At 55.8% G+C, this 20,794-nt stretch carries 18 protein-coding genes and 1 other annotated feature; of the genes, 11 read left to right on the forward strand and 7 right to left on the reverse strand.

Annotation, left to right across the window (positions count from 1 at the left end):
* Positions 1-105: 105 nt before the first annotated feature.
* The 5 genes from maa to acrA all read right to left on the reverse strand — a co-directional run bounded on the left by maa (position 106) and on the right by acrA (position 6,359).
* Entirely contained in the window at positions 106-657 is a 552-nt protein-coding gene (gene maa, locus IB212_RS05275; RefSeq protein WP_041911062.1) for a maltose O-acetyltransferase, read from the reverse strand.
* A 209-nt stretch (positions 658-866) separates the two neighbouring features.
* A complete protein-coding gene (locus IB212_RS05280; protein WP_008499287.1) occupies positions 867-1,085 on the reverse strand; it encodes an HHA domain-containing protein in 219 nt (72 codons plus the stop codon).
* A gap of 27 nt (positions 1,086-1,112) precedes the next feature.
* The gene (tomB, locus tag IB212_RS05285; protein ID WP_028012188.1) at positions 1,113-1,487 is read right to left on the reverse strand and encodes an Hha toxicity modulator TomB; all 375 of its coding nucleotides are present in this window, start codon (positions 1,485-1,487) and stop codon (positions 1,113-1,115) included.
* Between the two features lie 509 nt (positions 1,488-1,996).
* Positions 1,997-5,143, reverse strand: coding sequence for a multidrug efflux RND transporter permease subunit AcrB (gene acrB / locus IB212_RS05290; RefSeq protein WP_041911061.1), 3,147 nt, complete (start codon positions 5,141-5,143; stop codon positions 1,997-1,999).
* Between the two features lie 22 nt (positions 5,144-5,165).
* The gene (gene acrA, locus IB212_RS05295) at positions 5,166-6,359 is read right to left on the reverse strand and encodes a multidrug efflux RND transporter periplasmic adaptor subunit AcrA (RefSeq protein WP_041911060.1); all 1,194 of its coding nucleotides are present in this window, start codon (positions 6,357-6,359) and stop codon (positions 5,166-5,168) included.
* A 141-nt stretch (positions 6,360-6,500) separates the two neighbouring features.
* On the opposite strand from acrA, the gene acrR reads away from it, so the two are divergent.
* The gene (acrR, locus tag IB212_RS05300; RefSeq protein ID WP_023310602.1) at positions 6,501-7,154 is read left to right on the forward strand and encodes a multidrug efflux transporter transcriptional repressor AcrR; all 654 of its coding nucleotides are present in this window, start codon (positions 6,501-6,503) and stop codon (positions 7,152-7,154) included.
* Between the two features lie 112 nt (positions 7,155-7,266).
* Complete coding sequence (gene mscK, locus IB212_RS05305; RefSeq protein WP_188246078.1) at positions 7,267-10,614, forward strand: mechanosensitive channel MscK; 3,348 nt, start codon at positions 7,267-7,269, stop codon at positions 10,612-10,614.
* 1 nt (position 10,615) lies between these two features.
* Here mscK and rsmS read toward each other — a convergent pair whose 3' ends face one another.
* Together rsmS and priC are read right to left on the reverse strand one after the other, a co-directional pair.
* The gene (gene rsmS / locus IB212_RS05310; RefSeq protein WP_045631461.1) at positions 10,616-10,792 is read right to left on the reverse strand and encodes a pleiotropic regulatory protein RsmS; all 177 of its coding nucleotides are present in this window, start codon (positions 10,790-10,792) and stop codon (positions 10,616-10,618) included.
* 14 nt (positions 10,793-10,806) lie between these two features.
* Positions 10,807-11,334, reverse strand: coding sequence for a primosomal replication protein N'' (priC, locus tag IB212_RS05315; RefSeq protein ID WP_041911058.1), 528 nt, complete (start codon positions 11,332-11,334; stop codon positions 10,807-10,809).
* A gap of 50 nt (positions 11,335-11,384) precedes the next feature.
* Between priC and IB212_RS05320 the strand changes: the two genes are divergently transcribed.
* From IB212_RS05320 to gsk, 9 genes are all read left to right on the forward strand, one after another.
* Positions 11,385-11,762, forward strand: a complete 378-nt coding sequence (locus IB212_RS05320; RefSeq protein ID WP_041911057.1) for a DUF454 family protein — start codon at positions 11,385-11,387, stop codon at positions 11,760-11,762.
* A 151-nt stretch (positions 11,763-11,913) separates the two neighbouring features.
* Positions 11,914-12,465, forward strand: a complete 552-nt coding sequence (gene apt / locus IB212_RS05325) for an adenine phosphoribosyltransferase (RefSeq protein ID WP_000127359.1) — start codon at positions 11,914-11,916, stop codon at positions 12,463-12,465.
* 88 nt (positions 12,466-12,553) lie between these two features.
* On the forward strand, positions 12,554-14,482 hold the full coding sequence (gene dnaX, locus IB212_RS05330; RefSeq protein WP_163333618.1) for a DNA polymerase III subunit gamma/tau: 1,929 nt from the start codon (positions 12,554-12,556) through the stop codon (positions 14,480-14,482).
* Positions 13,812-13,876: a sequence feature (DnaX frameshifting element), on the forward strand. (Overlaps the previous gene by 65 nt.)
* A 54-nt stretch (positions 14,483-14,536) precedes the next feature.
* Positions 14,537-14,869: a YbaB/EbfC family nucleoid-associated protein gene (locus tag IB212_RS05335; RefSeq protein ID WP_003858972.1), complete on the forward strand. Its 333-nt coding sequence runs from the start codon at positions 14,537-14,539 to the stop codon at positions 14,867-14,869.
* A complete protein-coding gene (gene recR, locus IB212_RS05340) occupies positions 14,869-15,474 on the forward strand; it encodes a recombination mediator RecR (RefSeq protein WP_006809843.1) in 606 nt (201 codons plus the stop codon). The genes IB212_RS05335 and recR overlap by 1 nt, the downstream gene beginning before the upstream one ends.
* 110 nt (positions 15,475-15,584) lie before the next feature.
* On the forward strand, positions 15,585-17,459 hold the full coding sequence (gene htpG / locus IB212_RS05345; RefSeq protein ID WP_041911055.1) for a molecular chaperone HtpG: 1,875 nt from the start codon (positions 15,585-15,587) through the stop codon (positions 17,457-17,459).
* A gap of 195 nt (positions 17,460-17,654) precedes the next feature.
* Positions 17,655-18,299, forward strand: coding sequence for an adenylate kinase (gene adk, locus IB212_RS05350; RefSeq protein WP_006809841.1), 645 nt, complete (start codon positions 17,655-17,657; stop codon positions 18,297-18,299).
* Positions 18,300-18,423: 124 nt separating this feature from the next.
* Positions 18,424-19,386 (forward strand): ferrochelatase, encoded by a 963-nt coding sequence (gene hemH, locus IB212_RS05355; protein WP_041911054.1) that lies wholly within the window; start codon positions 18,424-18,426, stop codon positions 19,384-19,386.
* A 62-nt stretch (positions 19,387-19,448) separates the two neighbouring features.
* Positions 19,449-20,753 (forward strand): inosine/guanosine kinase, encoded by a 1,305-nt coding sequence (gsk, locus tag IB212_RS05360; RefSeq protein WP_041911053.1) that lies wholly within the window; start codon positions 19,449-19,451, stop codon positions 20,751-20,753.
* Positions 20,754-20,794 lie beyond the last annotated feature (41 nt).

The raw sequence follows: 20,794 nt of genomic DNA on the forward strand, positions 1-20,794 counted from the left end.
TGAGAGTTGACAATACAGGGTATCTGCCAATTTTAGGGGAGCCATCCGACTGAAAAAAGTAACAGTCGGGCGCTAAAAGACCATAACAGTTGGCTCCCCGGATCGTTACAGCGTTTTGATGATTTTCGCCGGGTTGCCGCCCACGACGACGTTAGCCGGTACGTCTTTCGTCACGACGGCACCGGAAGCCACAACCACATTATCCCCGATGGTGACGCCTGGGTTAATGACCGCACGTCCACCAATCCAGACATTATTGCCAATGGTGACGGGCTTACCAAACTCCACTCCGCTGTTACGTTCTTGCGCATCCAGCGGATGGGTGGCCGTATAAATATGAACGCCCGGCGCGAGCATGCAGTTGTCGCCAATATGTACAGGGCAGACATCCAGCATTACGCAATCGAAGTTGGCGTAAAAGTCTTTGCCCAGAAAAATATTATATCCATAGTCACAGCGGAAGCTCGGCTCAATATACGCCCCTTCGCTTTGTCCCAGCAGTTCCGCCAGAATGTTCTGGCGTTCTATTTTTTCGTCAGGCGCGGTGTGGTTATAGCGGTGAAGCAGATGGCGCGCCCGAAGCCGGTCAGCGCGTAACGTCTCATCACCAGGGCGGTAATGTTCACCTGAAATCATCTTCTGTTTTTCTATGCTCATCGGAAACCTCTCTGGATGTTATTCCTGAAGGGTAATCGCAACAGGCGTTAAGGGGAACGTTCCCGGAAGGCCGATGTGACCACAGTCACAACATTGTTGCTGATGAGCGCGTTTAACACGGAGACCTGGCTTTCGCGCAGGGAGCATAACGGGACAGGTGAATACAGCTTATAACGTGGCGTAGAAACTCTACAGACACACTTCAAAGATTAACGGACAAATTTCCATACAGAAGTAGGGATTTTGTCATACAGCTTATTCATCGTTAGCTCTGCAAGGCGATGGTCAGCGGCTGAATAAAATACCGCCAGTTCATTATCAGAAAGCTCGTATTTATTCTTTTCAATGACGCGTTCAAGGGTGTCAATTGACTGACAACGTCGTAAGCGCATCAAATAATCGATTTTTGTGAGTGGTTTATCAGACATAAATTCACCTTAGTAATTGTAATAATTTTAACAGGAAAGACTAACCGGGTTAGCTCTGCTCACATTGACGAAACAGCGGAATAGCCGGTTTCCCGATTTACGCCATTTTTGCAAATCCTGAGTGTTAATGCCGTAACTGCTGAACAACATAAAGGTGTCGTCCAGGTATTCATCAATTTGCTCAATGAGCTTATTATCTTCATTGTACTTAATTTTATAATTAAGTGCGAAGGTAGCGATATGCTCTATCAGCTCATTCAATTGTAAATTGATGGCAGACGTTGGGTCATTTACCCAGCCATGGTTGCTTTCATCAAGATTGGCAAGGCAGTCATGGTACAAGGATTCGCAGAGAAATTTCAACTGCGCGATATCATGCCTTTTTGGCGAGTACTCGTCCATAGCGCATCCCCTTCTGAGTGATTTCTTACTCACCGAACATCATTGTCGGGATGGATACATCTGACTTAGCTACATGAGCGCTGTGTTCCTGATAACCTAACTATAAGCCACTCCTTCCTGGATTTCACCGCGCTATTACGAAAAATTACAAATAAAACCGCAGGCTGCGAGCGTCTACGCAAATGTTCATCCGAAACTGAACTTTTTTATCAGGATTAACGATAGTTTTTTCGCTTCCTTACATTTCATTGGCTTAGCTTAGAGCCATAAGAAAAGTTCACATCCGGAGTTCCGTTTGTCTTAACTTTTAATTAGGAATATTCCTAACAACTTAAGCAAGGAAATAGATTTAAAAAAATCCTGAGTTCACCTATTAAGTTATCAGTTAATTATGATATGTCTGTTTAAGATGACAGAAAATAAATAGGACCTCAATAAGCTTATTTTATGATTTTTTCTGAAAATGAAAAAGGCCGCAAATGCGGCCTTTTTATTATATGAAACCGGTATCAGTGAGGTTCTACCGAATGACTGTGCTCAACATCTTCATTCTTCCGGCTGAAGCGGCGGCGCACCACCACGAAGAACACCGGGACGAAGAAGATAGCCAGTACGGTCGCGGTGATCATACCGCCCATTACACCTGTACCGACCGCGTTCTGCGCACCGGAGCCTGCACCGGAGCTAATAACCAGCGGCATTACGCCGAGGATGAACGCCAGAGAGGTCATCAGGATTGGACGCAGACGCATACGCACCGCTTCCAGCGTCGCCTCAATAAGGCCTTTACCCTCTTTCTCCATCAGATCTTTGGCGAATTCAACGATAAGTATCGCGTTCTTCGCCGACAAGCCAATGGTTGTCAGCAGGCCTACCTGGAAGTACACGTCGTTGGTCAATCCACGGAACGTTGCCGCAAGCAGCGCACCAATAACCCCGAGTGGAACCACCAGCATAACGGAGAACGGAATTGACCAGCTCTCGTACAGCGCCGCCAGACACAGGAAGACCACAATCAGTGAAATGGCATACAGGGCAGGGGCCTGGTTACCGGACAGACGTTCCTGATAGGACATACCGGTCCAGTCATAGCCGATACCCGCAGGCAGTTTGCTGGCAAGCTCTTCCATCAGGTTCATGGCTTCACCGGTGCTTCGGCCCGGTGCGGCCTGGCCCAGGATTTCCATCGACGGCAGACCGTTGTAACGTTCCAGACGCGGAGAGCCGTATTCCCAGTGTGACGTTGAGAAGGATGAGAACGGCACCATCTGACCGTTGCTGCCGCGAACGTACCAGTTGTTGATATCGTTCGGCAACATACGGTACTGCGCTTCGGACATGACGTACACTTTCTTCACGCGACCACGGTCGATGAAGTCGTTGACGTAGCTACCGCCCCAGGCCGCGCCCAGCGTGGTATTGATGTCGCTGATGGACACGCCCAGCGCCTGCGCTTTTTCCTGATCGATGTTGATCTTATACTGCGGCGTATCTTCCAGTCCGTTTGGACGTACGCCGACCAGCAGGTCAGGGTGTTTAGCCACTTCGCCGAACAGCTGGTTACGCGCCTGCGTCAGTTTCTCGTGACCCAGACCGCCCTGGTCGATCAGCTGGAAGTCGAAGCCGGTCGCCGTACCCAGTTCAACAATCGCTGGCAGGTTAAAGGCGAAGACCATCGCATCTTTAATCTGCGAGAAGGTGCCCATGGCACGGCCCGTGATCGCTTCAACTTTATTCTCATCGCCCGGACGATCCGCCCAGTCTTTCAGAGAAACGAAGGCGATACCGGTGTTCTGACCACGACCCGCAAAGCCAAAGCCGTTAACCGCAAACACGGATTCAACGTTCGCTTTCTCTTTGGTGAGATAGTAGTCCGTCACTTCGTCCAGCACCTTCTGGGTTCGCTCTTGCGACGCCCCTGCCGGAAGCTGTGCCATCGTCAGGAACACGCCCTGGTCTTCATCTGGCAGGAACGAGCTTGGCAGACGAACGAACAGGAACGCCATCCCCACTACGATGATGATATAGAGCAGCAGATAACGACCGGTGCTGCGCAGGATATTGCCCACGCTGTCGGTGTAGTGGTGTGTGCTCTTATCAAACATGCGGTTAAACCAGCCGAAGAACCCTTTATGCTCGCCGTGACCACCTTTCTGAACCGGCTTCAGCATGGTGGCACACAGCGCTGGCGTCAGGATTAACGCTACCAGTACCGACAGCGCCATCGCGGAGACGATGGTAATGGAGAACTGGCGGTAAATCGCACCCGTAGAGCCTCCGAAGAAGGCCATCGGGATAAATACCGCGGACAGCACCATCGCAATACCGACCAGTGCGCCCTGGATCTGGCCCATGGATTTACGGGTGGCTTCCTTCGGCGGCAGACCTTCTTCCGCCATCACGCGCTCGACGTTCTCTACTACTACGATGGCGTCATCCACCAGCAGGCCGATGGCGAGCACCATCCCGAACATCGTCAGGGTGTTTATCGAGAACCCAAAGGCTGCAAGGATGGCAAAGGTCCCCAGCAGAACGACCGGCACGGCGATGGTTGGGATCAGCGTCGCGCGGAAGTTTTGCAGGAACAGATACATCACCAGGAACACCAGGATGATCGCTTCTACCAGCGTTTTAACCACTTCGTGAATCGAAATTTTAACGAACGGCGTAGTGTCGTACGGATAAACGATTTTCAGACCTGACGGGAAGAACGGTTCCATCTTCTTCAGTTCCGCACGGATCGCCGTCGCGGTGTCCAGGGCGTTCGCGCCTGTCGCCAGTTTGATACCCAGACCGGACGCCGGTTTACCGTTAAACTTCGCGATGATGTCGTAGTTCTCACCACCCAGCTCAACCCTGGCCACGTCGCGCAGACGAACCTGCGAACCGTCCTGGTTCACCTTCAGCAGAATTTTGCTGAACTCATCGGCGGAGGTCAGACGGGTTTGCGCGATAATGGACGCGTTAAGCTGCTGGCCTTTCACCGGCGGCGTACCGCCTAACTGACCGGCTGCCACCTGGGCGTTCTGCGCTTTAATCGCGTTAATCACGTCAACCGGCGTCAGCTGGAAGTTGTTCAGTTTGTTCGGATCCATCCAGATACGCATCGCGTACTGGGAACCGAACAGCTGAACGTCACCCACACCGGACGTACGGCTGATGGCGTCCTTCATGTTAGCGCCCACGTAGTCGGAAATATCCTCCTGCGTCATGGTGCCGTTGGTGTTAATAACGCCGACAACCATCAGGAAGCTGCTGGACGATTTCTCGACGCTCACACCCTGCTGTTGCACTTCCTGCGGCAGAAGAGGCATTGCCAGCTGCAGTTTGTTCTGCACCTGAACCTGCGCAATGTCCGCATCCGTACCGGATTCAAAGGTCAGGGTGATCTGAACCGTACCGGTGGAGTCACTGTTTGAGGACATGTACATCAGGTTATCGATACCGTTCATGTTCTGTTCGATAACCTGAGTCACGGTATCCTGCACCGTTTTCGCATCAGCCCCCGGGTAGGTTGCGGAGATCGTTACCGCCGGTGGCGCAATCGTTGGATATTGCGCAACAGGCAGCTTCAGGATCGCAAGTCCCCCGGCCAGCATGATGATAATGGCGATCACCCACGCAAATATGGGGCGATCGATAAAGAAATTAGGCATGTCTTAACGGCTCCTGTTTAAGTTAAGACTTGGTTTGTTCTGACTGGCCAGCGGCCGAAGCTTGTTGTTTATCGTCAGATGTCACTTCCTGTGCTTTTACCTGCGCGCCAGGACGTACTTTTTGCAAACCAGTAACAATCACGCGATCGCCATCTTTCAGACCTTCCGTCACCAGCCATTTATCGCCAATCGCCTGCGTGGCGGTGATATTGCGCGTTTCGACTTTGTTATCTGCCCCAACAACCAGTGCGCTCGCATCGCCGCGTGGCGTACGGGTCACACCCTGCTGTGGAACAAGAAGTGCGGTTGGATTCGTTCCTTCTTCCAGACGCGCGCGAACGAACATACCTGGCAGCAGATTTTTGTCAGGGTTCGGGAAAATCGCACGTAAGGTGATGGAACCGGTGGTCTGGTCGACCGTCACATCAGAGAATTCCAGAGTACCTTCCTGCGGGAACTTGATACCGTCGTTGGTAACCAGCTCCACTTTGGCTTTACCGTTTTCCTGTTTCAGGGTGCCGTTAGCCAGCTCCTGTTTCAGGCGCAGGAAATCGTTGCTGGACTGCGTCACGTCAACGTAGATCGGATCAAGCTGCTGCACGGTAGCCAGCGCAGTGGTCTGCCCGTTCTGCACCAGCGCCCCTTCCGTCACGGAAGATTTACCAATACGACCGCTGATAGGGGAGGTCACTTTGGTATAGGCCAGGTTAATGCGTGCAGTTTCGACAGCCGCTTTGGCTGCTACCACGGCCGCGTTAGCCTGCTGGGCATCTGCCAGCGCGGTATCGTAATCCTGTTGACTGATGTACTTCGTGCCGAGCAGTTTCTGATAGCGGTTCAGCGTCAGCTGAGCGATTTTCGCCGCCGCTTGTGCTTTAGCCAGGTCACCTTTCGCGCTTTCATAAGAAGCCTGATAGGTCGCGGGATCAATCTGATACAGGGACTCACCGGCCTTCACATCGCCGCCTTCGGTAAAGTTACGTTTCAGGATAATGCCGCTAACCTGAGGACGCACTTCCGCAATGCGGTAAGCGTTTGTACGGCCTGGTAATTCTGTGGTGATCTGCAGAGGTTCAGATTTGAGTGTCACAACGCCGACTTCTGGCGCCTGCTGAGCTCCTTGTTGAGCCGGTTTGTCGTCACATCCTGTAAGCGCTAAGCTGCCTGAGAGCATCAGAACGACCGCCAGAGGCGTTAACCCTCTGTTTTTGTTCATATGTAAACCTCGAGTGTCCGATTTCAAATTGATCAAGGGTCCTGAGTCTAAAAACCCATTGCTGCGTTTATATTATCGTCATGCTATGGTACATACATTCACAAATGTATGTAAATCTGACTCCTGTAAATTCACCCACCTATGGCACGAAAAACTAAACAACAAGCGTTGGAAACCCGACAACACATTCTGGATGTGGCAATACGTTTGTTCTCTCAGCAGGGTGTTTCTTCTACCTCGCTGGCGCAAATTGCTCAGGCTGCCGGTGTGACGCGGGGAGCGATTTACTGGCATTTTAAAGACAAGTCAGATCTGTTCAGTGAAATCTGGGAGCTTTCAGAGTCCAGCATTAGCGATCTCGAGAGTGAGTATCGGGCAAAATTCCCTGACGATCCACTCTCAGTATTAAGAGAAATATTAGTATATATCCTTGAAGCAACGGTAGTTGAAGAGCGTCGCAGATTAATGATGGAAATTATCTTTCATAAATGTGAGTTCGTGGGCGAAATGGCGGTGGTGCAACAGGCGCAGCGCAGCCTCAGCCTGGAGAGCTACGATCGTATCGAACAGAACCTGAACCTGTGTATGCAGGCAAAGCTGTTACCGGCCAATTTACTCACCCGCCGGGCGGCCATCCTGATGCGCAGCTACATTTCAGGTCTGATGGAAAACTGGCTGTTTGCGCCGCAATCCTTTGACCTCAAAGAGGAAGCCCGCAGCTACGTGGCGATTTTACTGGAAATGCTACAGCTCTGCCCGACGCTGCGCAGCGACGCGCCTTCGCTCACGGCCTGAGCCCTTCCAGGATTTATCTCAGAGGCTTGCGTTCTCGCTATTCTGCTTCCGACGAGCGTGATATTCTTCACGCCGGACTATTTTCGGTCATCTGCTGACATCATTCACAACTATGCTGCCCATCAATCGCTCGCAACATCCTGTATTTGCATTGCTCTTTGCTATGCTGTTTTTCTTCTCCACCGCGCCGCTTTCCTGGGCCCGCGCAGACAACAGCACTGATATTCCCTCGCGCAGCGAAATTCAGTCGCAGCTCGACACCCTGAACAAACAAAAAGAGCTCTCTCCTCAGGAGAAACTCACCCAGCAGGATCTGACGGAAACGCTGGAAAACATTGATAAGATTGAGCGCGTTAAAGCTGAAACCACCCAGCTTCGTCAGAAGGTGGCGCAGGCGCCGGAGAACATGCGTAAGGCCACGGAAGCGCTGAGCGCGCTGAGCGACGTCGATAACGACGATGAAACGCGCAAAACGCTCTCCACGCTCTCCTTACGCCAGCTGGAATCGCGCGTCGCGCAATTGCTTGACGATCTGCAAACCGCACAGTCTGACCTCGCGACCTACAACAGTCAGCTCGTCTCCCTGCAAACCCAGCCCGAGCGCGTGCAAAACGCGATGTACGCCGCGTCTCAGCAGCTGCAGCAGATCCGCAACCGCCTGAACGGCACGACGGTAGGGGAGGGCACACTGCGCCCGACCCAGCAAACCCTGCTGCTGGTTCAGCAGTCGCTGCTCAATGCGCAAATCGAACAGCAGCGTAAAAGCCTGGAAGGGAATACGGTGCTGCAGGACACGCTCCAGAAACAGCGTGATTACGTGACGGCGAATATTAATCGTCTGGAGCATCAGCTTCAGCTGTTGCAGGAGGCGGTAAACAGCAAACGCCTGACCCTGACGGAAAAAACCGCTCAGGAAGCCGTCTCGCCGGACGAAACTGCCCGCATTCAGGCCAACCCGCTGGTGAAACAGGAGCTTGAGGCTAACCATCAGCTCAGCCAGCGCCTGATACTGGCGACGGAAAGCGGCAACTCGCTGGTTCAGCAAAATATCAAAGTGAAGAACTGGCTGGATCGCGCGCTGCAGGCGGAGCGCAACATCAAAGAGCAGATCGCGGTTTTGAAGGGCAGCCTCCTGCTGTCGCGTATTCTCTACCAGCAGCAGCAGACGCTGCCCTCTGCCGACGAGCTGGAGGACATGACCAACCGCATTGCGGATTTACGTCTGGAACAGTTTGACGTCAACCAGCAGCGCGATGCCCTTTTCCAGAGTGATGCTTTCGTCGCCAAAATCGAAGAGGGGCACTCCAGTGACGTAAATCCGGAAGTGCATGACGCGCTGCTCCAGGTGGTGGATATGCGCCGTGAACTGCTGGACCAGCTCAATAAACAGCTGGGCAACCAGCTGATGATGGCAATTAACCTGCAGATCAACCAGCAGCAGCTGGTCAGCGTGTCAAAAAGCCTGCAGGAAATTTTGACGCAGCAGATTTTCTGGGTGAACAGCAACAAGCCGATGGACTGGGACTGGATTAAGTCCTTCCCGGAGACGCTGAAAACGCAGATTAAGAGCATGAAAATCACCGTGAACTGGGAGAAAGCCTGGCCTGCGGTAATGATTGCTTTCCTGGCGGGCTTACCGCTGCTGCTGATTGCCGGTCTGATCCGCTGGCGTTTGAAATGGCTGAAACAGTACCAGGCGAAGCTGGCCTCGGAAGTGGGGCAACTGCGTAACGACAGCCAGCTCCATACGCCAAAAGCGATTCTGATCGATCTCATTCGCGCGCTGCCGGTGTGCCTGATTATTCTGGCCGTGGGCCTGATCCTGCTCACGATGCAGCTTAACGTCAGCGATCTGCTCTGGGCGTTCAGTAAAAAACTGGCGCTGTTCTGGCTGGTATTTGGCGTGTGCTGGAAGGTGCTCGAAAAAGACGGCGTGGCGGTGCGTCACTTCAACATGCCTGCGCAGCTGACCAGCCACTGGCGTCGCCAGATTGTGCGCGTCAGCCTGGCGCTCCTGCCGCTGCACTTCTGGTCGGTAGTCTCCGAGCTTTCCCCGCTGCATCTGATGGATGATGTGCTGGGTCAACTGGTCATTCTGCTCAACCTGCTGCTGATTGCGATCCTGATGTGGCCGATGTGCCGCGACAGCTGGCGTGATAAAGAGTCCCACAATATCCGTCTGGCCACCGTGACGGTGCTGGCGATCATTCCGCTGGCGCTGATGGTGCTTACGGCAACGGGCTACTTCTACACCACGTTGCGCCTGTCCGGGCGCTGGATCGAGACGGTCTATCTGGTGATCGTCTGGAACCTGCTCTATCAGACCGTGCTGCGCGGCTTAAGCGTCGCGGCCCGCCGCATTGCTTACCGTCGTGCCATTGCGCGTCGTCAGCATCAGGTGAAAGAGGGGGCTGAAGGCGCGGAGCCGCAGGAAGAGCCGACCATCGCGCTGGAGCAGGTTAACCAGCAGACGCTGCGTATCACCATGCTGGTGATGATCGCGCTGTTCGCGGTGATGTTCTGGGCGATCTGGTCTGATTTAATTACCGTCTTCGCCTATCTCGACAGTATTACCCTCTGGCAGTACAACGGTACCGAAGCCGGCGCGGCGGTGATGAAAAGCGTCACCATGGGCAGCCTGCTGTTTGCGCTGGTGTCGTCGGTGGTGGCCTGGGCGCTGATTCGTAACCTGCCGGGTCTGCTGGAAGTGCTGGTGCTCTCAAGGCTGAACCTGCGCCAGGGGGCGTCTTACGCCATCACCACCATCCTGAATTACGTCATCATCATCGTCGGGGCGATGACGGTATTCGGCTCGCTGGGCGTCTCGTGGGATAAACTGCAGTGGCTGGCGGCGGCCCTCTCGGTCGGTCTTGGTTTTGGCCTGCAGGAGATCTTCGGTAACTTTGTCTCCGGCCTGATTATCCTCTTCGAACGTCCGGTGCGTATCGGCGATACCGTTACCATCGGTACGTTCTCCGGGACCGTCAGCAAAATCCGAATTCGTGCGACCACCATCACTGACTTCGATCGTAAAGAGGTGATCATCCCGAACAAAGCGTTCGTGACCGAGCGTCTGATCAACTGGTCGCTCTCGGATACCACCACGCGCGTGGTGATTCGCCTCGGCGTGGCCTACGGTTCCGATCTGGATAAAGTGAAAGAGGTATTGCTTAAAGCCGCTAAATCGCATCCAAAAGTCATGCACGATCCTGCGCCAGACGTCTTCTTCACCACCTTCGGGCCAAGCACGCTGGATCACGAGCTGCGTTTATACGTGCGTGAACTGCGCGATCGCAGCTACACCGTTGATGAACTGAACCGCGCGATCGACCGCCTGTGCCGTGAAAACAACATTAACATCGCCTTCAACCAGCTTGAGGTTCACCTGCGTAACGAGAAAGGTGATGAGCATACGGAAGTGAAGCGCGACATTAAGGGCGACGACCCGACTCCGGCTTAATCTATTTTCCCTCTCCCACAGGGAGAGGGTTAGGGTGAGGGGGAAGTTTCCCCTCAAAATCCCGCCGCACAATCTCCAGCGCTTTAAGCACCGTCTCGGCCGGGATCTCATGATTCTCCAGCAGCATAATTAAATCGACGGCCAGCTTGACCTCGTCGGGTGCATTTTCCAGTGACATAGATGTGGCTCCAGTTAACGGGTCAGGCGTGCAATCACGCGTTCAATCTCATCCAGCGCCTGACGGCAGCGGACGATGCGGCCTTCCAGCGCGCTAATCTCGCGCATCAATAGCTGCTGCTCTTCCAGCGTTTCGCTATTGTTCAGGCGGGCTTCGCGCTCGCGCTTCATCTCAAACAGACGCCGCTCAAACTCCTGGTTCTCCAGCCGCTTGCGCTGCCATTTTCCCAGCCCAGGCGAGGCGCTGTCCCACGCCCGTAGCGGCCAGGCGGCGATTTCGCGGTGCAGGGCGGTGATCTGCTCGGTAAGATGCTCCGCAAGCCACACCACCTGTTCCTGCTGTTCACTCTCAACCGCGTGGCGAAGTTCATCGAGGTTGGTCTGCATCTCAGCAAGGTAATCCTGAATGACGGTGCTGCGGGTGCGGAAAAGCTGCCGGTCAAAGCGCGGTTTCAGCGTGGCGTGTCCCATCAGCGGCGTGGCCTGCGCCCGCAGAGCGATCAGCTGATTTTGCAGCTTCTCAAGAAGCAGTGCTGTTTTCAATACGCTCTCCAGTGGTAAAGTAGCCGTTCAGTTTGATAACGATTCGCATTATGCAGCGTACTATTTTAATCATCATTGGCTGGCTCGCGGTAGTGCTGGGTACGCTAGGTGTGGTTTTGCCCTTGCTGCCGACCACCCCGTTTATCCTGCTGGCCGCCTGGTGCTTCGCCCGATCGTCGCCGCGTTTTCACCACTGGCTGCTGTATCGCTCGTGGTTTGGCGGCTACCTGCGGCACTGGCAAAAACACCGGGCCATGCCGCCCGGGGCCAAGCCGCGCGCCATTGCCTTTATCCTGATCACCTTCGCCATTTCGTTATGGCTGGTGAACATGATGTGGGTGCGTATTCTGCTGCTGGCGATCCTGGCCTGCCTGCTGATCTTCATGTGGCGGATCCCCGTGGTTGATGAAAAGCAACAAAAGCACTGAAGCCTCATCATGGCGGTTGCAATTATGGCGCGCAGCCAGTAAATTCGACCGTTTTCGAGCACAGGTGCGCCTGGTCAAAGGTTAAACAACTGTTACTTTGACCGACTCGTCGCGCGCCATGAGTAACACTGTTTCATTTAGGCACAAACCGATGACCGCAACTGCACAGCAGCTTGAATATCTGAAAAATAGCATCAAAAGCATCCAGGACTATCCAAAGCCTGGCATTCTTTTCCGTGATGTCACCAGCTTGCTGGAAGACCCGAAAGCGTACGCGCTCAGCATTGAACTGCTGGTCGAACGTTATAAAAACGCCGGGATCACCAAAGTAGTAGGTACCGAAGCCCGCGGCTTCCTGTTTGGCGCACCGGTTGCGCTGGCGATGGGCGTGGGTTTTGTGCCGGTGCGTAAGCCGCGCAAACTGCCGCGTGAAACCATCGCCGAGAGCTACGAGCTGGAGTACGGCACCGATCAGCTGGAGATCCACGTTGACGCGATCAAGCCCGGCGACAAAGTGCTGGTGGTGGACGATCTGCTGGCAACCGGCGGCACTATCGAAGCGACCGTCAAGCTGATCCGCCGTCTGGGTGGTGAAGTGACCGACGCGGCCTTCATCATCAACCTGTTCGATCTTGGCGGTGAACAGCGCCTGGAAAAACAGGGCATTACCAGCTACAGCCTGGTGCCTTTCCCGGGTCATTAATCCCGGTTTTCACAACCTCGCTCAATGGGTGAGGTTGTGATAGCATTCCCCTCCATAAATTCACCTTCCAGCGTTGCAGAGCCTGCCCATGAGTTATCAGGTGTTAGCCCGTAAATGGCGACCTCAAACCTTTGCTGACGTTGTCGGTCAGGAACATGTGCTGACGGCCCTGGCGAACGGCTTGTCGCTAGGTCGCATCCATCACGCCTATCTTTTTTCCGGCACCCGCGGCGTCGGTAAGACCTCTATTGCCCGTCTGCTGGCGAAAGGTCTGAACTGCGAAACCGGGATCACCGCCACCCCGTGCGGCGTATGTGACAACTGCCGCGAGATCGAGCAGGGGCGTTTTGTCGATCTGATCGAGATCGACGCCGCCTCGCGCACCAAGGTGGAAGACACCCGCGATCTGCTCGACAACGTGCAGTACGCCCCGGCGCGCGGCCGCTTCAAGGTCTACCTGATCGATGAAGTGCACATGCTGTCGCGCCACAGCTTTAACGCCCTGCTGAAAACGCTGGAAGAGCCGCCCGCGCACGTTAAATTCCTGCTGGCGACCACCGATCCGCAAAAGCTGCCGGTCACCATCCTGTCGCGCTGCCTGCAGTTCCACCTGAAGGCGCTGGACGTTGAGCAGATCCGCGCGCAGCTTGAGCATATCCTTGATGAAGAGAATATCGTTCACGAGCCGCGCGCCCTGCAGCTGCTGGCCCGCGCGGCTGACGGCAGCCTGCGTGATGCGCTAAGCCTGACCGACCAGGCGATTGCCAGCGGTGACGGCAAGCTCTCGACCGAAGCGGTCAGCACCATGCTCGGCACGCTGGATGACGATCAGGCGCTGTCGCTCATCGAAGCGATGATTGCCGCCAACGGCGAGCGCGTGATGTCGCTGGTGAACGCGGCCGCTGCCCGCGGTATTGAGTGGGAAGCGCTGCTGGTTGAGATGCTCAGCCTGCTGCACCGCGTGGCGATGCTGCAGCTGTCTCCGTCGGCCATCGGTGCGGACATGGCCGCCATTGAACAGCGGATGCGTGAACTGGCCCGCACCGTGCCGCCTGCCGACGTGCAGCTGTATTACCAGACGCTGCTGATTGGCCGCAAAGAGTTACCGTTCGCGCCGGACCCCAGGATGGGCGTCGAAATGACGCTGCTGCGCGCGCTGGCGTTCCACCCGCGCATGCCGTTGCCGGAACCGGAAGCGCCGCGGCAGTCTTTTGCCCCGGTCGCCCCTACGGCGGTGATGTCACCGCAGCAGGTGCCACCGCAGCCGACGCCGCCGCCACAGCAAAACGTGCCGCTGTCGGATGCCACCAGTTCGGTGCTTGCCGCACGCAGCCAGCTGCAGCGTGCGCAGGGAGTAACCAAACCAAAAAAGAGTGAACCGGCAGCGCCAGGAAGAGCGCGGCCGGTGAACAACGCCGCGCTTGAACGACTGGCCTCGGTAACGGAGCGCGTACAGTCGCGTCCGGCACCGTCCGCGCTCGAGCAGAAAGCCCCGGTGAAAGAAGAGGCTTACCGCTGGAAGGCGACCACCGTTGTTGAAACGGTCAAGGAAGTGGTCGCCACGCCGAAAGCGCTGAAAAAGGCGCTGGAGCATGAAAAAACGCCGGAGCTTTCCGCTAAGCTCGCCGAAGAGTCCATCGCGCGCGACGCCTGGGCCGCTGAGGTCAGCAAACTCCAGCTGCCGAAGCTGGTGGAGCAGGTCGCGCTGAACGCCTGGAAAGAGCAGGACGGCAATCAGGTGCGTCTGCACCTGCGTCCGGGCCAGCGGCACCTCAATTCCCCTGGCGCGCAAAAGGCGCTGGCCGAGGCGCTTGCTGCTTTACAGGGTTCACCGGTTGAATTGACTATCATTGAAGATGATAATCCGGCAGTGAAAACGCCGCTTGAGTGGCGCCAGGCCATTTATGAAGAGAAGCTCGCGCAGGCGCGCGAGGCAATTATTGCGGATAACAACATTCAGACCCTGCGCCGGTTCTTCGACGCCGATCTGGATGAAGAGAGTATTCGCCCCATTTGATCGTGAGTCTGACTTACGGTTGTAATCCTTAAACGTGAAAGAAGAGAGAAGCCTATGTTTGGTGGAAAAGGCGGTCTGGGTGGCCTGATGAAGCAGGCTCAGCAGATGCAGGAAAAAATGCAGAAGATGCAGGAAGAGATCGCTCAGCTGGAAGTCACGGGTGAATCCGGTGCCGGTCTGGTCAAGGTGACCATTAACGGTGCGCACAACTGCCGTCGCGTTGAAATCGACCCGAGCCTGCTCGAAGACGACAAAGAGATGCTGGAAGATCTGGTTGCAGCCGCGTTTAACGATGCCGCTCGCCGTATCGACGAAACCCAGAAAGAGAAAATGGCCTCTGTTTCCAGCGGTATGCAGCTGCCGCCGGGCTTTAAGATGCCGTTCTGATGCAAACCAGTCCGCTGCTCACGCAGTTAATGGAAGCACTGCGCTGCCTGCCGGGCGTTGGCCCGAAGTCGGCGCAGCGCATGGCGTTTACGCTATTGCAGCGCGACCGCAGCGGCGGGATGCGCCTGGCGCAGGCTCTGACCCGCGCCATGTCAGAAATTGGTCACTGTGCGGATTGCCGGACCTTTACCGAGCAGGACGTGTGTAACATCTGTACGAACCCGCGTCGTCAGGAGAACGGCCAGATTTGCGTGGTGGAGAGTCCGGCGGACATCTACGCCATCGAACAAACCGGGCAGTTTTCCGGCCGCTATTTCGTGCTGATGGGGCATCTCTCCCCGCTGGACGGCATTGGCCCGGACGATATCGGTCTTGACCGCCTTGAACAGCGTCTTGAATCCGAAACGATCAAAGAGGTGATCCTCGCCACCAACCCCACGGTGGAAGGGGAGGCAACCGCCAACTACATCGCCGAGCTGTGCGCGCAGTACGGCGTTGACGCCAGCCGCATCGCCCACGGCGTGCCGGTCGGCGGCGAGCTGGAAATGGTCGACGGCACCACGCTGTCGCACTCTCTGGCCGGACGTCACAAGATTATTTTCTGACCAAACGGAGGCCGCGCGCGCGGCCTCCGCTTGAAAATTTCCCCCCGTATCCCCATCTCTCACTCAACGTTTTAAAACCCCATTAAATGGCATTGTTGAGGTCGACATAGATGAAAGGACAAGAAACCCGTGGTTTCCAGTCAGAAGTAAAACAGCTTCTGCACCTGATGATCCATTCCCTGTATTCCAACAAAGAAATTTTCCTGCGTGAGCTGATTTCCAACGCCTCCGATGCGGCGGACAAGCTGCGCTTCCGCGCGCTGTCTAACCCGGATTTGTACGAAGGCGACGGCGAGCTGCGCGTGCGCGTCTCTTTCAACAAAGAGAACCGCACCCTGACGATTGCCGATAACGGCATCGGGATGAACCGCGACGAGGTGATCGACCACCTCGGGACCATCGCGAAATCCGGCACCAAAGCGTTTCTGGAGTCCATGGGCTCTGACCAGGCGAAAGACAGCCAGCTGATTGGCCAGTTCGGCGTAGGCTTCTACTCGGCGTTCATCGTGGCGGACAAAGTCACCGTGCGCACCCGCGCGGCGGGCGACAGCGCCGAGAACGGCGTGCTGTGGGAATCCAAAGGGGAAGGCGAATACACCGTTGATGACATCACCAAAGCGGATCGCGGCACCGAAATCACCCTCCACCTGCGCGAAGGCGAAGATGATTTCCTGAACGACTGGCGCGTACGCTCCATCATCAGCAAATATTCCGACCACATCGCGCTGCCGGTAGAGATTGAAAAACAGGAAGAGAAAGACGGTGAAACCGTTGTTTCCTGGGAGAAAATCAACAAGGCGCAGGCGCTGTGGACGCGTAACAAGGCTGAAATCAAAGACGACGAGTACAACGAGTTTTATAAGCACATCGCTCACGACTTTACCGACCCGCTGACCTGGAGCCACAATCGCGTGGAAGGGAAGCAGGAGTACACCAGCCTGCTGTATATCCCGGCACAGGCACCGTGGGACATGTGGAACCGCGATCACAAGCACGGCCTGAAGCTGTACGTGCAGCGCGTCTTCATCATGGACGACGCCGAGCAGTTCATGCCGAACTACCTGCGCTTTGTTCGTGGCCTGATAGACTCCAACGATCTGCCGCTGAACGTCTCCCGTGAAATCCTCCAGGACAGCACCGTTACCCGTAATCTGCGTAACGCTCTGACCAAACGTGCGTTGCAGATGCTGGAAAAACTGGCGAAAGACGACGCGGAAAAATACCAGACCTTCTGGAAACAGTTCGGCCTGGTGCTGAAAGAAGGCCCGGCTGAAGACATGGCGAACGTTGAAACCATCGCCAAACTGCTGCGCTTCGCCTCAACGCACACTGACTCCTCCGCCCAGACCGTGTCGCTGGAAGAGTACGTCTCCCGCATGAAGGAAGGACAGGAGAAGATCTACTACATCACCGCCGACAGCTATGCGGCAGCGAAGAGCAGCCCGCACCTGGAGCTGCTGCGTAAGAAAGGCATCGAAGTGCTGCTGCTTTCTGACCGCATTGACGAGTGGATGATGAACTACCTGACCGAGTTCGACGGTAAGGTGTTCCAGTCCGTTGCCAAAGCCGACGAGTCCATCGACAAGCTGGCGGATGAAGTGGACGAAAGCGCGAAAGAAGCCGAGAAGGCGCTGGAGCCGTTCGTTGAGCGTGTCAAAACCCTGCTGGGCGACCGCGTGAAAGAGGTGCGCTTTACGCACCGTCTGACCGATACTCCGGCGATTGTCACCACCGATGCGGACGAAATGAGCACCCAGATGGCGAAGCTGTTCGCCGCGGCGGGCCAGGCCGTGCCGGAAGTGAAATATATCTTTGAGCTTAATCCGGATCATCCGCTGGTGAAACGCGCGGCGGATACCCAGGATGAAGCTCGCTTTGCCGAGTGGGTTGAACTCCTGCTGGATCAGTCCCTGCTGGCCGAGCGCGGCACCCTGGAAGATCCTAACCTGTTCATTAAACGTGTGAATGCGCTGCTGCTGGCGTAACTGACCACGTCTCCCCTGGTCTTCTCCCTCTCCCCGTGGGAGAGGGCCGGGGTGAGGGCACCAGACCGCACTCTCCCAAATTATCTCCCCCCATTAACCGTTTCAGCCTTCCCGCCTTCCTTGAGCCACGCCCGTTCTGGTGGTATTGTTTAGCGCTTTTGAAAAATTGAAACGACATTTGAGGGGATTTTCGCAATGCGTATTATTCTGCTTGGCGCTCCGGGCGCGGGTAAAGGAACTCAGGCTCAGTTCATCATGGAGAAATACGGTATTCCGCAAATCTCCACCGGTGACATGCTGCGCGCCGCTGTAAAATCTGGCTCCGAGCTGGGTAAACAAGCGAAAGACATCATGGACGCAGGCAAGCTGGTAACCGACGAGCTGGTTATCGCGCTGGTTAAAGAGCGCATTGCGCAGGAAGACTGCCGTAACGGTTTCCTGCTGGACGGCTTCCCGCGCACCATTCCTCAGGCTGACGCCATGAAAGAAGCGGGCATCAACGTGGACTACGTGCTGGAGTTCGACGTACCGGACGAGCTGATCGTTGACCGTATCGTTGGCCGTCGCGTGCACGCTGCCTCTGGCCGCGTTTACCACATCAAATTCAACCCGCCTAAGGTTGAAGGCAAAGACGACGTGACCGGCGAAGAGCTGACCACCCGTAAAGACGATCAGGAAGAGACCGTGCGTAAACGCCTGGTGGAATACCATCAGATGACCGCGCCGCTGATTGGCTACTACACCAAAGAAGCGCAGGCGGGTAACACCAAATACGCCAAAGTTGACGGCACCAAAGCCGTGGCTGACGTACGTGCAGAGCTGGAAAAAATCCTCGGCTAATCACGCGCCTCTCACCCGGGTTTCCGGGTGAGAAATATTCTCATCTTACCTATTACAGCAATGGGTTTCGTTTAAACGCATTTCCGCTACAATTGACAACCTATCAAATGGTTAAGAGGCGTGAATGAGTCAGGCGAAAACCGGCATCCTGCTTGCCAATCTGGGCACCCCAGAAGCACCCACTCCAGCGGCGGTAAAACGCTACCTGCGACAATTTTTAAGCGACACGCGCGTCGTGGATTTTCCGAGACTGCTGTGGTGGCCGCTGCTGCGTGGCGTCATTCTGCCGATTCGCTCTCCGCGCGTTGCCAAACTTTATCAGTCCGTCTGGATGGAAGAGGGCTCGCCGCTGATGGTGTACAGCCGTCGTCAGGAAAAAGCGCTGGCCGCCCGTCTGCCGGATATGCCCGTCGCACTCGGCATGAGCTACGGTAAACCTTCTCTGGAAAGCGCCGTCGACGCGCTGCTGGCACAGGGCGTGGATCATATCGTTGTGCTGGCCTTGTATCCGCAGTACTCCTGCTCGACGGTGGCCGCCGTCTGGGACGAGCTGGCGCGTATTCTGAAGACGCGTCGCCGCATTCCGGGCGTGACCTTTATTCGCGATTATGCGGATAACGATCTCTACATTAAGGCGCTTGCCAACAGCGCCCGAGCATCGTTTGAAAAGCACGGCGAACCGGATCTGCTGCTGCTCTCCTATCACGGTATTCCGCAACGTTTCGCCAATGAAGGGGATGATTACCCCCAGCGCTGCCGCGATACCACCCGCGAGCTGGTCTCCGCCCTTGGCCTGCCGCCGGAGAAGGTGATGATGACCTTCCAGTCGCGCTTTGGCCGCGAGCCGTGGCTGACGCCGTACACCGATGAAACCCTCAAAATGCTCGGCGAGAAGGGCGTGAAGCACATTCAGGTGATGTCGCCGGGCTTCTCGGCGGACTGCCTTGAAACGCTGGAGGAGATCGCGGTGCAAAACCGGGAATTTTTCCTTGAGGCCGGCGGCGAAAAGTATGAGTACATTCCGGCGCTTAACGACTCGCCTGAGCATATCGACATGATGGTCTCGCTGGTGACGAACAGCCGCTGATCGCACTCCGGGCCGGGTTTGTGCTACCATTCCCGGCCCATATTCTTCGTACAGTTCAGACCATGAAATTTCCCGGTAAACGCAAATCCAAACACTACTTTCCCGTCGATGCCCGCGATCCGCTTCTGCAGCAAATCCAGCCTGAAAATGAAACCAGCGCGGCCTGGGTTGTCGGTATCGACCAGACGCTGGTGGACATTGAAGCGAAAGTGGATGATGAGTTTGTCGCCCGTTACGGTCTGAGCGCCGGTCACTCGCTGGTGATTGAGGACGACGTTGCCGAAGCGCTGTACCAGGAGCTGGTGCGCGAAAATCTGATTACCCATCAGTTCGCTGGCGGCACCATCGGCAACACCATGCACAACTACTCGGTGCTGGCAGATGACCGCTCGGTGCTGCTCGGCGTGATGTGCAGCAATATCGAAATCGGTGGCTACGCCTACCGCTACCTGTGTAACACCTCCAGCCGCACCGATCTTAACTATCTCCAGGGCGTAGACGGGCCGATTGGCCGCTGCTTTACGCTGATCGGCGAATCCGGCGAGCGTACCTTTGCCATCAGCCCGGGCCACATGAACAAGCTGCGCGCGGAAAGCATTCCCGAAGAGGTGATCGCGGGCGCGTCTGCGCTGGTGCTGACCTCCTACCTGGTGCGCTGCAAGCCGGGCGAGCCGATGCCTGAGGCGACCATGAAGGCGATTGAGTACGCGAAAAAGTACGACGTGCCCGTCGTTCTGACGCTGGGCACCAAATTCGTGATTGCCGATAACCCGGAGTGGTGGCAGACCTTCCTGAAAGAGCACGTCTCCATTCTGGCGATGAACGAAGAAGAGGCCGAGGCGCTTACCGGTGAAAGCGATCCGCTACTGGCGTCCGACAAAGCGTTGGATTGGGTGGATCTGGTGCTCTGCACCGCGGGTCCGGTTGGGCTGTATATGGCGGGGTTCACGGAAGAAGAGAGCAAGCGCAAAACCCAGCACCCGCTGCTGCCGGGGGCGATTGCGGAGTTCAACCAGTACGAGTTCAGCCGCGGCATGCGCCACAAAGACTGCGTGAATCCGCTGCGTATCTACTCCCACATTGCGCCGTATATGGGCGGGCCGGAGAAGATCATGAACACTAACGGCGCGGGCGACGGCGCGCTGGCCGCGCTGCTGCATGACATTACCGCGAACGCCTATCACAAAACTAACGTGCCGAACTCCAGCAAGCACAAGTTCAGCTGGCTGACCTATTCGTCGCTGGCGCAGGTGTGCAAGTACGCGAACCGCGTGAGCTACCAGGTGCTGAACCAGCATTCTCCACGCTTAACGCGTGGACTGCCGGAACGAGAAGACAGCCTCGAAGAGTCGTACTGGGACAGGTAAAAGCAAAACGGCAACCTGTGGTTGTAATGCCGATCAGTTAA

This window comes from Enterobacter sp. E12, from assembly GCF_014596715.2.
Lineage (GTDB): Bacteria > Pseudomonadota > Gammaproteobacteria > Enterobacterales > Enterobacteriaceae > Enterobacter > Enterobacter bugandensis.

Excerpts from the sequence above, each read along its gene's own strand:
- recR (WP_006809843.1), top strand. The coding sequence starts at position 14,869 with ATGCAAACCAGTCCGCTGCTCACGCAGTTAATGGAAGCACTGCGCTGC.
- tomB (WP_028012188.1), bottom strand. The coding sequence starts at position 1,487 with ATGGACGAGTACTCGCCAAAAAGGCATGATATCGCGCAGTTGAAATTT.
- acrA (WP_041911060.1), bottom strand. The coding sequence starts at position 6,359 with ATGAACAAAAACAGAGGGTTAACGCCTCTGGCGGTCGTTCTGATGCTC.
- acrB (WP_041911061.1), bottom strand. The coding sequence starts at position 5,143 with ATGCCTAATTTCTTTATCGATCGCCCCATATTTGCGTGGGTGATCGCC.
- maa (WP_041911062.1), bottom strand. The coding sequence starts at position 657 with ATGAGCATAGAAAAACAGAAGATGATTTCAGGTGAACATTACCGCCCT.
- hemH (WP_041911054.1), top strand. The coding sequence starts at position 18,424 with ATGAGTCAGGCGAAAACCGGCATCCTGCTTGCCAATCTGGGCACCCCA.
- IB212_RS05280 (WP_008499287.1), bottom strand. The coding sequence starts at position 1,085 with ATGTCTGATAAACCACTCACAAAAATCGATTATTTGATGCGCTTACGA.
- IB212_RS05320 (WP_041911057.1), top strand. The coding sequence starts at position 11,385 with ATGCAGCGTACTATTTTAATCATCATTGGCTGGCTCGCGGTAGTGCTG.
- dnaX (WP_163333618.1), top strand. The coding sequence starts at position 12,554 with ATGAGTTATCAGGTGTTAGCCCGTAAATGGCGACCTCAAACCTTTGCT.
- IB212_RS05335 (WP_003858972.1), top strand. The coding sequence starts at position 14,537 with ATGTTTGGTGGAAAAGGCGGTCTGGGTGGCCTGATGAAGCAGGCTCAG.
- htpG (WP_041911055.1), top strand. The coding sequence starts at position 15,585 with ATGAAAGGACAAGAAACCCGTGGTTTCCAGTCAGAAGTAAAACAGCTT.
- mscK (WP_188246078.1), top strand. The coding sequence starts at position 7,267 with ATGCTGCCCATCAATCGCTCGCAACATCCTGTATTTGCATTGCTCTTT.
- acrR (WP_023310602.1), top strand. The coding sequence starts at position 6,501 with ATGGCACGAAAAACTAAACAACAAGCGTTGGAAACCCGACAACACATT.
- gsk (WP_041911053.1), top strand. The coding sequence starts at position 19,449 with ATGAAATTTCCCGGTAAACGCAAATCCAAACACTACTTTCCCGTCGAT.
- rsmS (WP_045631461.1), bottom strand. The coding sequence starts at position 10,792 with ATGTCACTGGAAAATGCACCCGACGAGGTCAAGCTGGCCGTCGATTTA.
- apt (WP_000127359.1), top strand. The coding sequence starts at position 11,914 with ATGACCGCAACTGCACAGCAGCTTGAATATCTGAAAAATAGCATCAAA.
- adk (WP_006809841.1), top strand. The coding sequence starts at position 17,655 with ATGCGTATTATTCTGCTTGGCGCTCCGGGCGCGGGTAAAGGAACTCAG.